Origin of the sequence: Vibrio nitrifigilis (assembly GCF_015686695.1) — a bacterium.
GTDB lineage: Bacteria > Pseudomonadota > Gammaproteobacteria > Enterobacterales > Vibrionaceae > Vibrio > Vibrio nitrifigilis.
Genome location: NZ_JADPMR010000004.1, coordinates 633191 through 648701, shown reverse-complemented (window position 1 = coordinate 648701; position 15511 = coordinate 633191). Strand labels below are relative to the sequence as shown.

Here is a 15511-nt window from a genome sequence, read left to right as displayed (position 1 = left end):
ACAATCGCCTAATCTCTTATGCGCCTAAGTTTTTTGGAAATGGCGCTTTTAGCCATTTTTCAGAAAAGCCTTCTAACACACCTTGCTGTTTCGCTTGTTTAATCAGGCTATTCACTTTGTTAAGCAGTTCTGGTTCGCCTTTCATTACCCCAACGAAACATGGTGAGTTCTTCAACATAAATTTCGCTTTAGGCGCTTTGTCAGGATAACGATTAGCAATTTCTGTCACCACGAGGTTACCCGTTGCGATAAGGCTAACTTGACCAGATAGGTAAGACGCCAACGTTGAGTTGTTATCTTCAAAACGTTTGATGGTAGTGGTTTGAGGAACTAATTTGCTCAACACCAAATCTTCAACAGAACCTCGAGTCACCGCAATAGTTTTACCCGCTAGATCCGATGCCTGAGTGACTTTTTTACCCTCTTGACCAAATACACCCAAGTAAAATGGCGCATACGCATCGCTAAAGTCGATCACTTTCGCACGCTCTTTGTTTTTTCCCATGCTGGAGATAACCAAATCCACTTTACCTGTTTGCAGATAAGGAATACGGTTAGCGCTAGTCACTGGTACCAGTTTCACTTTGACATTAAGTTGTTTCGCCAAATAATTCGCCATATCAATATCATAACCATGTGGCTGCATATCGGTACCAATAGAACCGAATGGCGGAAAATCTTGTGGTACGGCTACTTTTAGCACGCCACTTTTTTCGACTTTATCCAGTTGGTTTGCTTGGGCACTCGAGACACCAAGTAATAACCCGAGGGCCATGGCTGCTGTCGCAACACGTTTCATTAGTTTCATCCGTTGACTCCTTCCGTATTGTTTTGAAACGATTGAACCAATTACTTTATTTAAAGCAACGAGTGTGCCAGAACAATTAAAAACATAGCTTATTGCTATATTTCAATAAGTTAAGGGATAAACCTAAATATTAGGTCGACTAGCCATCGCATTCACTGGAAACTATTGGTGCAATATTTAATTTTTATGGTGCAATCGTTTCATCTCCGCACCAAAAAAGAGCTCACATCAGGTGAGCTCAGAAAATTCATTCCTTATTGTTGTGCTTTGGCCATATTGGTTGTTCCATTTGTTTCAGTTTCGCTATGACTTTCTACTTCCATCAAATAACGATAAAAGACCGCAGCACAGCCTCCCCCGATAAATAGCGCATAATTAGCCAAATCATGGACAAAAAATGTGGCCACAATTGCAATCACGCCCGCGGCTACCAAGGCATACACGCTCTTCATATTAATGCCATTTTGGTACCAATAAAGACCTTGAGGCGATTCTGTATATAACGATGCCACATCAATTTTGCCGCGTTTAATTAAGTAATAATCAACGATAATGATGCCATACAAAGGACCAATAAATGCACCAAGGATATCCACGGTGTAGTGAATAACCTCCGGATTATTAAACAAGTTCCAAGGCGTTAATAACACCGACCCAACCGCAGCAATTAATCCCCCCGTACGGAAGCTGATCTTTTGTGGTGAGACATGAGAGAAGTCAAATGCTGGCGCAACAAAATTTGCGACGATGTTGATGCCAACCGTTGCAAAAATAAATGTCAGCGCCCCAAGCACAGTGATCATGCCACTATCCAAACGTTTTACGGTTTCGACTGGATCCGTCACCATTGAACCAAATACAGGAATAGAGGCCGATACAATAATGACACTGAAAGCAGAGAACAGGACAAAATTGAGCGGTAACCCCAACCAGTTACCTAACTTCAATTTGTTATAACTTTGGCAATAACGCGAGAAATCACTGAAATTCAAGGTTGGACCGGCAAAATATCCAGCCACCAACGCAGCTGCAACGATCATTTGTCCGATAGACTGCCAACCAGTCAGTTCTTTGCTCCCCAAATTGAATGAAATTGCATCCCAGCCCGCTTTGTCGATCATATAGATGCACAATGCGAACATGGCGATATAGATCGCTGGCCCAGACCAATCGATCACTCTACGAATCATGTCGATACCGAACATAAAGACAATGGCTTGCAGGACCCACATAGCGAGAAATCCGGTCCAACCAAGATAGGAAAGCCCTAAAAAGCTTGAATCCGCCAAACTCGCCATCGAAGGGAAAAAGTAGAGCAATAAAATGATAAAAGAGCTGGAGGCCAAAAAGGTTTGAATACCATACCAAACCACGGCAATTAACCCGCGAATCACTGCTGGTATGTTCGCACCAAACACCCCAAATGACATACGAGCAATCACTGGGAATGGGGCTCCCGCTTGCTGGCCCGGTTTCCCCATTAAATTGGCAAACACCATTACAACCATGATCCCTACCAACAAACTGATAAATACTTGAATGCCGTTCAGACCTAACGCGAACAAACTGGCAGCAAAAACATAGCCGCCAACACTGTGAATATCCGACATCCAAAATGCAAAAATACTATACCACCCCCATTTTTGTTCTTTATCAGGGAGTAAATCATCATTACTCAGGCGAGCACTGACTGGGCGTTCCTTGTCCATTTCATTCTTCCTTTCTAAATTGTATACAATATCCGATACAAATTTATTCAAGGAATATGCCAATGAGTGCAAAGTTAGACATGCCAAGGGTGTAAGGCTGTCACCAACGTTTATATAGTGATGTTCTGCACCAAAACACACCACTTACGCCCAACAAAGGCGCATAATAATGCGGCTTACTGAGCAAGCAATAGCGCAATTTAGGCCGCACCGTCCTACTTGCCGACAAGTAAAATGGTATACATCTTGCTTTATTTTAATGAGAAATATTGTATACAAAATAACAATGAGACTAGTCATGTCAAACGACGATAAGATTTACCAGAAGATATTAACTGCCATTGTCGAGCACCAATTACCCCCAGGTGAGCGTCTTCCTGAAGATAAATTGTCTGAAGCATTCGGCGTTAGCCGTACGGGGATTCGCAAAGTGTTGCAACGTTTAGCCTTAGAACGGTTTGTTGTGATTCAACCGAACAAAGGGGCGCATGTAAATCGCCCTACTCGTCAAGAATCGGAAGAAGTGCTTGATAGTCGCATCATGCTTGAATCACTTCTGATTCCATCTATTGCACAACAGTGGACTAAGAAACAATCGCGCCTATTTCGCACCATGGTCGAACAAGAAAAGCAGGCAGACCTCGATAAGGACATGGCGAAATCCATTCGTTTGACGGCCCAATTCCACTATGAACTTGCCTACCTTGGTCATAACCAAATTATTGCTGAGTTTATCGAACAGCTCTGTTATCGCTCGTCTTTGGTCATCGCGGCTTACGGCAGTCGTGATAGCGTCTGCTGTGATAGCAGTGATCATGTCGAATTGCTGGATTTGTTTGACCAAGGAAACGTCGAACAAGCGCAAGCATGGATGACAAGGCACCTGACTCACGTAAAAGAATCAATAAACCTTGAAGGCAGCAATGATGGACAAGTCGATTTCCATCAACTGTTTTCTGATACTCAAAAACAACAATAACTGATATCCAAGGAGTGGTTATGCGGATTCAGGTGATAAATCCCAACACGTCTCAGGGCATGACAGACAAAATTGCGACGGCAGCAAAAGCCGTCGCATTATCAAACACCACCATTATTGCAACTCAACCACAACACGGACCCAGTACCGTTGAATCTGCATTTGATGAGATCATTGCTAGTGCAGCGTTAATGGACGAAATTCAGACTGGAATTGAACATGACGTTGATGCCCATATCATTGCATGCTTTGGCGATCCAGGCCTAGATGCAGCGAGAGAACTCAGCTCTGTTCCCGTTATTGGCATCGCTGAAGCTGCATTTCATATGGCGAGCTTAATCACACGCCGTTTCAGTGTCGTCACAACCATGAGCAGTACTTTACCTACAGCCCATCACCTACTTGATCGTTACGGCTTTAGCCAAATGTGTGCGAGTGTTCGCGCCACCGATATTCCGGTAAAAGAATTAGAATCAATGACTTCAACGCTTTATTCGGCGTTATATCATGAATGTTTATTAGCGATTAATGATGATGGCGCTGAAGCCATCGTACTCGGATGCGCGGGCATGGCAGATCTGGTGGCTCGCTTAAGTAGTGCGTTGAACGTCCCTGTAATTGATGGTGTAGCAGCAGCCGTTAAGTTAGCAGAATCGCTCGATCAACTTGGGCTGCGCACAGCAAAAACCGGTTTTTACGCCGCCCCAAAACCTAAAGCGTTTGTCGGTCGCTATCAACATTGGACCAAAGAATAATGTCTACCCTCAACATCTAACGAGGACAGACACCAATAACAACACGACGCCCGACCTTTACGTGAATGGTCGAGTAAAAGAATAAGGAAATTCTATGCAAAACAAGAACTCCGTCAGTAACCCTCGTGACTACGTTGGCTATGGCCGCGATAATGTTCCCGATGCCAACTGGCCTAACCAAGCTAAAATCGCCATTCAGTTTGTATTGAATTATGAAGAAGGTGGCGAAAATTGTGTATTGCATGGTGACGAGCACGCCGAAACGTTTCTGTCAGAAATGTACGGAGCAGAAGCGTATAAAGATCGCCATATGAGTATGGAATCGCTCTATGAATACGGTTCACGAGCTGGCGTATGGCGCATTTTAAATGAGTTCAAAAAGCGTGATTTACCACTGACTATTTTCGGCATTGCGACTGCGCTAGAACGCAATCCAGAGGTCGTAAAGGCAATAAAAGAGCAAGACTATGACGTTGTTTGTCACGGTTTAAAATGGATTCACTATCAAGATATGCCACTCGAACAAGAGCGTGCTCATATGCAGCAAGCCATTGAACTGCACGAACACTTATTAGGTAAAAAGCCGATGGGCTGGTATACCGGACGCGATTCCCCTCGCACACGTCAATTGGTCGCAGAGCAAGATTGCCTACTTTATGATTCAGATTACTATGGTGATGACCTGCCTTTTTGGATGCCAGTTACGACATCACCCGATAGCACTGCCTGCAAACCACATTTGATCATTCCTTATACCTTAGACACCAATGATATGCGTTTTGCCTCACCCTATGGTTTTAGTCATGGCGAAGAGTTCTTCCAGTACCTCAAGGCCAATTTTGATTGCCTATATGAGGAAGGAGAAACGAAACCTAAAATGATGTCGATTGGCATGCATTGCCGTATGTTGGGTAAACCAAGTCGCTTTATGGCGTTGAAGAAGTTTCTTGATTACGTGCAATCCCACGATAAAGTTTGGATCGCATCACGTCGGGAGATTGCCGAGCACTGGATAGAGTATCATCCCGCTGATTAAAACAACTGAATACAACACACTTGCTCTTATTCCCAGCAGAGCAAGTGTTTATACCCAGTAACATCTATCAAATCTTAGTTAATCATAAACTAGATGATAATCATCGATTTATTAACCTGCCTCGTTGCCCATAAATGCACACAGTTGCACCATAACGGTGGAAAATAACTCGCGTCAGTTTTATCACTGTCCTTAAGCCCCTGATTTAACTTGACCATATGGTTAAAAATTTATGGCACATCGTTTGCTACAGTTCTTCCTGAAAGAATGTCAACAATATTGTATACAAGGAAGTATTTATGTCAGCAAATAACAAGGTAGATAATGCCGACGATCATGATTTGATCTACGCCTTAGATGATAAACCCGCTATCGGCCCTGCCATTTATGCAGGGCTACAACATGTTCTTGCCAGCTTTGTGGGAATTATTACCCCAACGCTCATTATCGGTGGCGTATTAGGACTGGGTAGTCATGTCCCTTATTTAATCAGTATGTCGCTGGTTGTCTCGGGGGTTGGTACCTTTATTCAAGCACGCCGAATTGGACCAATTGGCTCTGGGATGATTTGTGTACAAGGTACAAGCTTTGCGTTTCTCAGTTCTGTGCTTGCCGCTGGGTTTCTTGCTAAATCTCAGGGCGCTGGGCCAGAAGGTATCCTCGCCATGATCTTTGGTGTTTGTTTTGTGGGAGCTTTTATTGAGATTATTTTGTCTCAATTTATCGGTAAGCTACATCGTATCGTGACGCCGGTGGTCACGGGCATTGTCGTGACGACCATCGGTATTTCCCTGATCAAAGTGGGCATGACCGATCTCGCCGGTGGTGTTGGCGCTGCTGATTTTGGCCAATGGCATAATCTAATTTTAGGTGGCGTTGTTTTGGCCGTGATCGTTGTTTTGTATCGTTCTAATCACCTTATGGTGCGCCTGTCTGCTATTTTAGTTGGGATGTTAGTAGGCTATATCACAGCGGCTATCATGGGGATGGTCGATTTTACAAACGCTTTTAATCAACCTTTATTGAGTATTCCCGTACCGTTTAAATATGGTTTTGATTTTGATTGGTACGCCTTTATTCCGATTGCTGTGATTTATACCATTACTGCCATTGAATCGACTGGAGATTTAACCGCCAACTGCCTTATCACAAAGTTGCCTGTTACTGGTCCAGCCTACTTTAAACGCATCCAAGCCGGTATTTTAGGCGATGGATTTAATTCACTATTGGCATCGGTATTTAATACATTTCCAAATACAACCTTTAGCCAAAATAACAGTGTTATCCATTTAACAGGCATTGCCAGTCGCTATGTGGGCTACTTTGTCGGCATCATTTTATTCATGTTGGGCCTATTTCCTATCATTGGGGGCATCTTAACGACCATTCCCAAACCCGTGATAGGCGGTGCGACATTGGTCATGTTCGGCACTGTCGCCGCCGCTGGGGTTAAAATTATTGCTCAAGAGCAGCTAGATCGTCGTAACCTCATGATTCTTGCCGTTTCATTTGGTTTAGGCTTGGGCGTTATGCTTGTGCCTGAAGTGATGAAAGAGATGCCAAAAGTCATTCAAAGTGTATTCGGCTCAGCGGTCACCACCAGCGGTATTGCCGCTATCGTGATGAGTATCATTCTGCCAAATCCAAAAGCAAAAACAGAATCTAATTTAGAACGCCAAGCCGCGAAAGAAGACAGCTTACCTGCTGCAGCCATGCAAAAAATTAGCTAAAGCACAGTGTTAAGTTTCTTTACTCAACAACTAACAAGGCCGAATCTAATGATTCGGCCTTGCATATGAAACATACAAAAAAAGTTTATAACGGTTTAGGTAACTCTAGCCCGTTATCTTCCATTTTTGCCATTCGGTTATACATGGCATGCGCAGCATCAATAAAAGGCATGGCAAGCACTGCGCCAGAACCTTCACCCAAACGCATTTCCATATCGATAAAAGGTTTTAGTTGCAGTTCTTCAAGCGCTAATGAGGCCCCTTTCTCAGCAGATCGATGCGACGGAATCAGATAATCCCACACATTTGGTGCAATTTTACACGCCAACAATGCCGCGGCATAAGAAAGAAAACCATCTAATACAACCGGCACCTGCTTACTTGCGCCACCTAAAATCACCCCGGTCATACCGGCTAAATCGAACCCACCGACTTTGGCGACAATATCGATAGGATCGGTTGGATTAGGACAATTGATGTCGAGCGCCTGACGCACAACCTCAATTTTGTGCTCAATACGATCACTTGGGAAATTAGCACCAAGACCAACCACTTCGGTCGGTTCTTGATTGGTAATCGCGCACACCATGGCAGCAGCGGCGGTTGTATTGCCAACACCTAATTCACCGATACCAATGGCTTTTAACCCCTCAGAATCAATGCATTGGCTCACATAGTCAGCACAATCGACGATTAATTTTTCAGCCACTTCAGCACTCATCGCAGCCCCTTTAGCAATATTGCCCGAGCCGCGTGCCACTTTAAAATTCGTCACGCCGGGTAACACATCGCTATCAATGCCCACATCCACCATTTCGACTTTGACTCGATTGGCAAATGCGAGCGCAGCCACACCAGTCACACCTTTAACCGTGTTAATAGCTTGAATTGCGGTGACTTCACGCGGGGAAACGGCGATATCTTCTTCATAAACGCCATGATCGGCCCCCATGACAAAGATTTTTTTGGGTCCGATGTCCCAGTGCGTGGTGCGATAAATTGCCGATAACTGGCAAGCCAGTTGTTCTAATTGACCTAAACTGCCTACAGGTTTGAACAGTCTTGATACATGATGTTCTGCTAGTGTGCGAACTTCATCATCAACCGGGATAATACTTTGCGCTAACGTGGTTAGTGACGTCATTAGCGATTCTCCTAAGAACTACGTCGTGTTACGACTAAGACGTTATACGCCAATCATACTCGCAACAATCAGTAAAACTATGACTTCAAACAATTCATTACCCGCTCCAAGTGTGTCACCAGTCTGTCCACCTAAGTAGTGATGAACATATTGGCGATAGCCCAAACTGAACAAGTAAGCCACGATAAATACTGCAATACCTATGCCGCCCACAGCCCAACACACTAAAATTAATCCTACGACGAGCGTAATCCAGAAATGTTGACGAGTAATTTTACCAATAAATACATTACCTAAGCCATTTTCACGCGCATAAGGCTGGTTATACATAAGAACGGTCATCAAAGCACGACTAAGAGCTGGTGCGGCAATCAACACACTAAACGCCATTTGCGGCGCTTGGGTTAACAACTGCGCAACCACAACCACTTTCAACACCAGAACAAAAATCAACGCCAATGCACCATGAGTCCCGATGCGGCTATCTTTCATGATCTCTAACATCCGCTCGCGCACCCGAGCAGAAAAAATACCGTCGCAGGTATCGGCGAGACCATCAAGATGTAATCCCCCTGTTGCGATCGCAAGAGTTAGCACATAAATCACTGCGGCGATAAATGGACCCAGATGTAACCAAGTGAGTGCAACATGGGTGAAAAAGGCACCAAGTGCACCAAGGATCACACCAATCCACGGGAAAAAAACAATGCCTTTGTATGATTCTTTAAACTCGAAGCCTTCAGTCCAATGTTGCGGAACAGGCAAGCGACTCATAAATTGCAAGGTCGCGAAAAACAGTTTCATGCTTCAATATCCTTTGCCAGTGTCAATGTGAAATCATCCATGATGCGGTAAATGGCTTCCATATCAAGAACTTTTTCTAATTCGACAGCCAGAAGGTCAAATTGTTCGCGTTTGTATTGGGAATAGTCAAATACATCATCAGCAAGCGGCTCTAACCCTTTGTTAACCCGTAAATGATTCAGTAAATAACGCGTGTAAGCACCATCATCAAACAGACCATGAATATAGGTGCCAGCAACATGACCACTTAGGTTAATCGCCCCATCATTTAGCGTGACATTGTCACTATTACGTTGCTCTATTTGAATAAATGGACGGGCATCAGGGCCAAGTTCGGTTTCTCCCATATGGATTTCGTAGCCTGAAATAGAGTGGGAAATACCATTAAATAAACCGTGACCTTTTAACGTCTGTGCCACGACCTGAGTCGTGTGTTTGTCTTGCTTAAACTGCGTGACACAATCTAATAAACCAAGACCAGGCATGGAATCGATGCCGGATTCAACCCCATCAATAATGGTATGCCCGAGCATTTGGTAACCACCACAAACGCCCAAAACAGGTGTGTGATGATTAGCAAGTGCGACAATCGCATCACTCATACCAATTTGATTAAGATGCGCCAAATCAGCGAGCGTGTTTTTACTGCCTGGCAAAATCACTAAATCGGGTTGACCCAGTTGACCTGGGTGCTGCACATAACGTAACTGCACATCTGGCTGCGCAGCCAACGCATTGAAATCGGTAAAATTAGAGATCCGCGGCAAGCTTACTACGGCAATATCAAGTTTATCTTGAGCGTGATGAATACCTAATTGGTGGCGCAATTTCTCTGGCTGCAGCGCAACACCATCTTCTTCTTCTAAATCCACATCAAGGTACGGTACAACCCCAATGACAGGAACCCCAGTGAGTTCTTCAATCTGTTTCAGACCCGATTCTAATAACGCGACATCACCACGGAATTTATTGATGATGACCCCTTTCACGCGACGCTTTTCTTCTGGTCTAAGCAATTCGATCGTCCCGTAAATAGAAGCGAAAACACCACCGCGATCAATATCGGCGACCAAAATAACTGGCGCATTCACAAGTTCTGCCATGCCCATATTCACGATATCGCGATCGCGCAGATTAATTTCTGCTGGGCTACCTGCCCCTTCAAGCACAATGGTATCGAAGTCGCGCGCTAACGAACTGAAGGCTTGAAAGACTTGTTGCTGCAACTTGGGTTTGTATTCATGGTAAGTTACCGCTTCCATGTTATCGAATACTTTGCCCATGATGATAACCTGAGAACGTCGCTCTCCTGTCGGTTTAAGCAATACTGGATTCATGCGCACATCAGGCTCAATCCCCGCCGCTTCGGCCTGAAAAATTTGCGCACGTCCCATTTCATCACCGGAGCGAGTGATACCGGAATTTAACGCCATATTCTGAGCTTTAAACGGGGTGACCCTGTCACCTTTTCGCTGCAATATCCGACATAGTCCAGCCACTAATATGCTTTTACCCACATCCGATGCTGTCCCCTGAATCATGATTGCTCGGCTCATTCTTTACCTTCCATTATTAGCTCAGTATTGGCGTTAATTGCGATTACGCATTCCACGCTCGGTTAACGACGATAGTCGAAAAGTACGGTAACTTAGCCTGCTCATCAACACTTGCCAAGTCTCGATAGGTGATTTCTGTTGCCATTGATGCATTTGCCATCAATACCGCGTGCTTTAGTAACCCAAGCTCAGCTAATAAAGACCGAATTTGATTGAATCGACCATACACTTTCATTAACACCACGCATTCGTGATTTTGCAAAGCGGCACTTAACACATCAGGTTCAGCCGTGCACGACATCACCGCCATTGATTGTTGTTCCATTGCCAGAGGGAATTGGGCTGCAGATGCAATGCATGAATAAGAAGAAATGCCCGGAATCATTTCCATATCCAACGGTGATCCATCCGCCAACACTTTGCCTTGCAAACGTTCAAGCAAAAATACCCAAGTACTGAACAGCATACTGTCGCCAAGCGTAACAAACCCGACTTGTTTCCCCGCTTGCACATCTTGTTCAATATCGGCAGCCACTTGATCCCATACCGCCTGCTTTTCACCCGCATCCGCCGTCATAGGGAAATGACGTTCTTCAATCACCACTTGTTCACCCAAGTATTCGCGTACAATCGATAGCGCCAAGCTGTCGCCACCTTTTTTCCCGGCGGGTGCGTAGAGTACGTCTAACGTTTCTAGCAAACGCGCCGCACGAACCGTGATTAAATCGCTTGCACCAGGGCCCGTACCAATTGCATATAACTTACCTGCCATTACGCCGCCTCCTGCGCATCAGTGATAGCATCGGCGAGATGCTGGACAAACATGTCACGAATGAGAGGGTTTTCACCCAAGCCTTGGACAATCGGCATCGCCTCAATCCCCGCTTCAATAAGCTGAGTTTTCCACGAATCCTCTTCGTCTGACGCCATATCATTAATGGCATGATCGCCCGCGACTAACATCAGTGGCATCAGGTATGCCTTCTTCACATTTTGTGCTTTTAAGCGATCGATCAATGTATCGATTTCAGGATAACTTTCTACCGCGCCGACCATCATCGGTGATCCTTTTGCCGTCAGCATATGGTCTAAGCAAGCATAAGTAGAAAATGTATAGTGGGTCGTGCCATGACCCATAAGTACCAAGCGCTCATCACTTTGCAGCGTTGGACATTGATGCTCCAATGCGGTGATCAGCTGTTCGTAATCTGCATGGGAAGTTAATAATGGCTGACCAAAATCCAGACGGGTGAATTTGTCTTGATACGCATTGACTTGTGTCGCGACTTTTTCGTATTCGTCACCATTAATGATATGCAGCGATTGAACTAATACATCGTCGTAACCTTGCTCATAAAGCGCTTGCAACGCTTGTTGCGGGTTATTGATGTGCAGATTGTCACGGCGAGCGAGTTTTTTAATGATCATGTAGGACGTAAACGCGCGGAAACAATCACGATCAGGGTGCGCAGCTGCTAAGGTTTGTTCACAGGCAACAATGTTTTTTTCTAACGCTTCGGGGTAACTGGTGCCAAAACTGATCACTAATAGGGCTTTTTTCATCATATCGGTCCTAATTGTCGATGCCACGCTGTAGCCATTCGCTACACGCGGTAATGTCTTGAATAATTTTACAATACTCGCCCACCAACACGGGTTTAGGGCGAGAAATAACAATACATGGAATGCCTTGCTCCACGCAGGGCTGGACTTTATCGAGAAATCCTCCGGCATGGCCGGACTCTTTAGTCACCATTACATCAGGCAACAATGACGCATATAACGCCTGATTAAGCGCTCGACTAAACGGGCCTTTCATCGCCACAATATGATCAATGCCCAACCCCAACGCTTCACACTGAGCCAACACGTCTGCCGTTGGCAGGACACGCGCGATAAGATGTTGCTCGGGTAACTGCTCACAAAACGTGGCTAAGTCTTTACTACCAGTGGTTAGCATCACTTTGTGCCATCCGTTTTGCTTGATTTTCTTGCAAGCATCATCCACCGAGGTCGCATCGATTAATAACGGATGAGTAAACGACTCACTTTTACGTTCAAAACGCACTAATGGAAGATTGATAGCATGACACGCAGTCATCACATTTTGCCGCAGTTCTTGCGCATAAGGATGGGCAGCATCTATCACCAATGAAATACGATTATCCTGCATCCAGTGACGCATTTGCTCGACATCCATACGCCCGACCAGTAGTTCACCTTTAATGCCCTGCGCCATCTGCCGCCCAGCCTCTGTAGCAACTGAAAAGCTGTAATTCACCTCAGCCTTTTCCAACTCACCACACAGCGCCATGGAATCCGACGTTCCGCCAAACACCAACACACGACCATTTTTTACGGGGACACACACGTTTAAATCAGCCTCCGTGGTAGAAGCGCTTAGCGGGACAGTCGCGCTAACCATCGCTTGGCAAGGCCCGTCATTACTCACAATTGGTATCCTCGTGGCGTCACCATTAATCCATTTTCTATGTAGGTTGAGCGATTACCGACGATCACTAAAGTGCGCATATCGACTAGTTCAAAATCCATTTCTGCAAACGTAGTAATCCATTTTTCTTGTTTACGACGCCCTGCTTCTTTAACGATCCCTACCGGTGTTTTTGGATCCGTAAAGGGCGCCATTAATTCAAATGCACGTTTTAAATGACCTTCACGACCACGGCTACGTGGGTTGTAAAAACAGACGACAAAATCTGCTTCTGCTGCCGCTTTGATTCGTTTTTCTATCACTTCCCATGGCGTCAGCAAGTCACTCAAACTGATATGACAAAAATCGTGCATCAGCGGTGCACCCAAGACGGAGCCTGCTGCGATACTAGCGGTCATACCAGGAATCACCTTAACTTCCACATCCCATTTTTGCTGAGTAACCATCTCTAAAATCAGCCCCGCCATGCCGTAAATACCGGCATCACCGCTGCTGATTATCGCAACATTTTTACCTTCCTGAGCCAATTCCAGTGCCGTTGTGCAACGCTCAATCTCTTTACACATTCCTGTTTTGATCACGGTTTTATCGCCGATGATCGCTTTCATCAAATGGGTGTAAGTTTTGTAGCCGACAATCACATCAGACTCTTCAATGGCGCGACGCGCTTCAAAAGTCATCATGTCCAAGCCACCAGGGCCTATGCCTACGACGTATAACATATTTTTTGTACTCCAAAGGTAAAGGTCATGCCTTGCTGTTTCACCGTTTCTCCAATTAAATTCCCTTGGCTAAGCAGCCATGCAGCAGGTTGAGAAACGGCGCCAACCCCCACGGTTTTTCTAACGAATTCGGATTCGGGCCCACGCCAGCCAGATGCAGAAAGCTCATTCGCGCTGAAAAATTCAATTGGCGCTTGGTATTGCTCGGCTAAATTAAGCATGGCGGTTTCATTGCGCTTAACGTCAATACTGGCAAATTGTGTCACGGCCAATGGGTGCCAATGATGCGCATCCAATAGCGCTGAAAATGTTTGCGTCATCAGGTGCGGTTGAAGATCTTTACGGCATCCCATGCCGACAACAATACAGCGTGGCACCAAATGAAACGTTTCCGCATGCCAATTATGAACATCTGGTTTCATCGATAATTCAATCACATACTGACAATCATGCCGCTCAAGTTGCTCCAGCGATAGCAGCTCGATACCGCGTGTGTCCTCGTTAGCGAGGTCGATTCCAGTTAACTCCAATGTATCGGGATCGCAGTACAAGCCGACGCTTTCACCACTCACTAACGCCTGATTCAGCGTTTTAATTGCGTCTCGGAAATGCTCTATCGTCCCGTTGACTCGCTTGGCTAACACATCAATCGCGCACACCTGATTGACATCAGTCGCCGTGGTAATGACCGGAGTGGCTCCAACACGAGCAGCTAATTGACAAGCCAGTTGATTTGCCCCGCCAATATGCCCAGAAAGTAAGCTGATTACGTGCTGCGCTTTTTCATCCATCACCAATACCGCAGGGTCATGGAGTTTGTCTTGTACTAAAGGCGCAATAGTGCGCACGACAATGCCACAAGCACCGATGACAATAATCGCTTCATCACGAGAAAAAGCTTGGCGTAACGAGTTCGCAAACGAGCCTTCAAAGGCCCTAAAATGATCTTTTTGATATTTTTCCGCGCAGTAGCAAGTGACCGGCCACAATGCATGGATCTTGTTGGCCAACACCTGCCCACCAGGAGTGATTGAAAATAGAGACACTCGCGCGGGATCAACGATACTCATGACTGAATTCCGCGTCATACAGTTTTGAGTAGTGATACTCTTCCCCGAGGAATTTCCCGACAAGGATCAGCGCTGTTTTACGAATGCCCGCCTTAGTGACTTTGTCGGCAATCGTTGTTAAATCACCGCGAATAATCTGGCAATCTTCCCACGTGGCTTTGTAGACGACCGCGACGGGGGTATCGTCGGGATACCCGCCTTTGCTAAGCTGCGCGATGACCTGATTGATGCCTTGGACAGACAAAAAGATCGCCATCGAGGTTTGGTGCGCGGCAAAACGTTCAATCGATTCTAGTTCTGGTGTTGGCGTGCGACCCGCCATACGCGTGATCACCAAGCTTTGCGAAACTTCAGGTACTGTGTATTCAATACCCAATTCGGAAGCGGCGCCAAGGAACGAGGACACACCCGCTACTGAGCGAAATCCGATGTTGTGTTTTGCTAGCTCTTCACCTTGTTCACGAATGGAGCCATACAGGGACAAATCGCCGGTTTGCAATCGCACCACCAGCTTGCCATTTTTGACACCGTTTACCATTAACTCCGTGATTTGATCTAAGTGCAGGTAAGCACTGTCATGACACTCTGCCCCGTCTTTACAATATTCTAGGAGCTCTTTATTGATGAGAGAACCTGCGTAAATCACCACATCGGCTTGGCTAAGAATTTTGTAGCCTTTTAGAGTAATTAACTCTGGATCACCAGGCCCCGCGCCAACAAAATAGACTAGAGATGCATCGAACATG

Annotated in this window: 15 protein-coding genes; 4 read left to right on the top strand and 11 right to left on the bottom strand. The window is 45.5% G+C overall.

Annotated features, from left to right (window positions below; genetic code table 11):
- Positions 1-16 precede the first annotated feature (16 nt).
- Both I1A42_RS19210 and I1A42_RS19205 read right to left on the bottom strand, forming a co-directional pair.
- The gene (locus I1A42_RS19210; RefSeq protein ID WP_196124505.1) at positions 17-808 is read right to left on the bottom strand and encodes a transporter substrate-binding domain-containing protein; all 792 of its coding nucleotides are present in this window, start codon (positions 806-808) and stop codon (positions 17-19) included.
- A 254-nt stretch (positions 809-1062) separates the two neighbouring features.
- Positions 1063-2517: an NCS1 family nucleobase:cation symporter-1 gene (locus tag I1A42_RS19205; protein WP_196124504.1), complete on the bottom strand. Its 1455-nt coding sequence runs from the start codon at positions 2515-2517 to the stop codon at positions 1063-1065.
- 298 nt (positions 2518-2815) lie between these two features.
- Between I1A42_RS19205 and I1A42_RS19200 the strand changes: the two genes are divergently transcribed.
- The 4 genes from I1A42_RS19200 (at position 2816) to I1A42_RS19185 (ending at position 7017) form a co-directional block, all read left to right on the top strand.
- The gene (locus tag I1A42_RS19200) at positions 2816-3496 is read left to right on the top strand and encodes a GntR family transcriptional regulator (RefSeq protein WP_161154703.1); all 681 of its coding nucleotides are present in this window, start codon (positions 2816-2818) and stop codon (positions 3494-3496) included.
- A gap of 20 nt (positions 3497-3516) precedes the next feature.
- Complete coding sequence (locus I1A42_RS19195) at positions 3517-4251, top strand: aspartate/glutamate racemase family protein (RefSeq protein ID WP_196124502.1); 735 nt, start codon at positions 3517-3519, stop codon at positions 4249-4251.
- 94 nt (positions 4252-4345) lie between these two features.
- Entirely contained in the window at positions 4346-5287 is a 942-nt protein-coding gene (puuE, locus tag I1A42_RS19190) for an allantoinase PuuE (RefSeq protein WP_196124500.1), read from the top strand.
- 299 nt (positions 5288-5586) lie between these two features.
- Positions 5587-7017, top strand: coding sequence for a nucleobase:cation symporter-2 family protein (locus I1A42_RS19185; protein WP_196124498.1), 1431 nt, complete (start codon positions 5587-5589; stop codon positions 7015-7017).
- An 85-nt stretch (positions 7018-7102) separates the two neighbouring features.
- Here the strand turns inward: I1A42_RS19185 and cobT are convergent, their stop codons facing one another.
- From cobT to I1A42_RS19140, 9 genes are read right to left on the bottom strand one after another with little or no spacing between them, the layout of a single operon-like run.
- On the bottom strand, positions 7103-8161 hold the full coding sequence (gene cobT, locus I1A42_RS19180; protein WP_196124495.1) for a nicotinate-nucleotide--dimethylbenzimidazole phosphoribosyltransferase: 1059 nt from the start codon (positions 8159-8161) through the stop codon (positions 7103-7105).
- A 42-nt stretch (positions 8162-8203) separates the two neighbouring features.
- Positions 8204-8965, bottom strand: a complete 762-nt coding sequence (gene cobS, locus I1A42_RS19175) for an adenosylcobinamide-GDP ribazoletransferase (RefSeq protein WP_161154693.1) — start codon at positions 8963-8965, stop codon at positions 8204-8206.
- Positions 8962-10521: a cobyric acid synthase gene (locus I1A42_RS19170; RefSeq protein ID WP_196124494.1), complete on the bottom strand. Its 1560-nt coding sequence runs from the start codon at positions 10519-10521 to the stop codon at positions 8962-8964. Before I1A42_RS19170 ends, cobS begins: the two co-directional genes overlap by 4 nt.
- A 43-nt stretch (positions 10522-10564) precedes the next feature.
- On the bottom strand, positions 10565-11293 hold the full coding sequence (locus I1A42_RS19165) for a cobalt-factor II C(20)-methyltransferase (RefSeq protein ID WP_196124491.1): 729 nt from the start codon (positions 11291-11293) through the stop codon (positions 10565-10567).
- Positions 11293-12087 carry a sirohydrochlorin cobaltochelatase gene (cbiK, locus tag I1A42_RS19160; RefSeq protein WP_329604847.1) on the bottom strand — a complete coding sequence of 265 codons (795 nt, stop codon included), beginning with the start codon at positions 12085-12087 and terminating at the stop codon, positions 11293-11295. The genes I1A42_RS19165 and cbiK overlap by 1 nt, the downstream gene beginning before the upstream one ends.
- Positions 12088-12094: 7 nt before the next feature.
- Positions 12095-12973: a precorrin-6A reductase gene (cobK, locus tag I1A42_RS19155; protein WP_196124489.1), complete on the bottom strand. Its 879-nt coding sequence runs from the start codon at positions 12971-12973 to the stop codon at positions 12095-12097.
- Positions 12970-13695: a precorrin-3B C(17)-methyltransferase gene (locus tag I1A42_RS19150; RefSeq protein ID WP_196124487.1), complete on the bottom strand. Its 726-nt coding sequence runs from the start codon at positions 13693-13695 to the stop codon at positions 12970-12972. Before I1A42_RS19150 ends, cobK begins: the two co-directional genes overlap by 4 nt.
- Complete coding sequence (locus I1A42_RS19145) at positions 13680-14765, bottom strand: cobalt-precorrin 5A hydrolase (protein WP_196124485.1); 1086 nt, start codon at positions 14763-14765, stop codon at positions 13680-13682. Before I1A42_RS19145 ends, I1A42_RS19150 begins: the two co-directional genes overlap by 16 nt.
- On the bottom strand, positions 14752-15510 hold the full coding sequence (locus I1A42_RS19140; protein ID WP_161154683.1) for a cobalt-precorrin-4 methyltransferase: 759 nt from the start codon (positions 15508-15510) through the stop codon (positions 14752-14754). Before I1A42_RS19140 ends, I1A42_RS19145 begins: the two co-directional genes overlap by 14 nt.
- Position 15511 lies beyond the last annotated feature (1 nt).

What these genes read in the sequence shown, in the direction of transcription:
- I1A42_RS19210 (WP_196124505.1), bottom strand. Translation starts at nt 808, where the DNA reads ATGAAACTAATGAAACGTGTTGCGACAGCAGCCATGGCCCTCGGGTTA.
- I1A42_RS19205 (WP_196124504.1), bottom strand. Translation starts at nt 2,517, where the DNA reads ATGGACAAGGAACGCCCAGTCAGTGCTCGCCTGAGTAATGATGATTTA.
- I1A42_RS19200 (WP_161154703.1), top strand. Translation starts at nt 2,816, where the DNA reads ATGTCAAACGACGATAAGATTTACCAGAAGATATTAACTGCCATTGTC.
- I1A42_RS19195 (WP_196124502.1), top strand. Translation starts at nt 3,517, where the DNA reads ATGCGGATTCAGGTGATAAATCCCAACACGTCTCAGGGCATGACAGAC.
- puuE (WP_196124500.1), top strand. Translation starts at nt 4,346, where the DNA reads ATGCAAAACAAGAACTCCGTCAGTAACCCTCGTGACTACGTTGGCTAT.
- I1A42_RS19185 (WP_196124498.1), top strand. Translation starts at nt 5,587, where the DNA reads ATGTCAGCAAATAACAAGGTAGATAATGCCGACGATCATGATTTGATC.
- cobT (WP_196124495.1), bottom strand. Translation starts at nt 8,161, where the DNA reads ATGACGTCACTAACCACGTTAGCGCAAAGTATTATCCCGGTTGATGAT.
- cobS (WP_161154693.1), bottom strand. Translation starts at nt 8,965, where the DNA reads ATGAAACTGTTTTTCGCGACCTTGCAATTTATGAGTCGCTTGCCTGTT.
- I1A42_RS19170 (WP_196124494.1), bottom strand. Translation starts at nt 10,521, where the DNA reads ATGAGCCGAGCAATCATGATTCAGGGGACAGCATCGGATGTGGGTAAA.
- I1A42_RS19165 (WP_196124491.1), bottom strand. Translation starts at nt 11,293, where the DNA reads ATGGCAGGTAAGTTATATGCAATTGGTACGGGCCCTGGTGCAAGCGAT.
- cbiK (WP_329604847.1), bottom strand. Translation starts at nt 12,087, where the DNA reads ATGATGAAAAAAGCCCTATTAGTGATCAGTTTTGGCACCAGTTACCCC.
- I1A42_RS19150 (WP_196124487.1), bottom strand. Translation starts at nt 13,695, where the DNA reads ATGTTATACGTCGTAGGCATAGGCCCTGGTGGCTTGGACATGATGACT.
- I1A42_RS19145 (WP_196124485.1), bottom strand. Translation starts at nt 14,765, where the DNA reads ATGAGTATCGTTGATCCCGCGCGAGTGTCTCTATTTTCAATCACTCCT.
- I1A42_RS19140 (WP_161154683.1), bottom strand. Translation starts at nt 15,510, where the DNA reads ATGTTCGATGCATCTCTAGTCTATTTTGTTGGCGCGGGGCCTGGTGAT.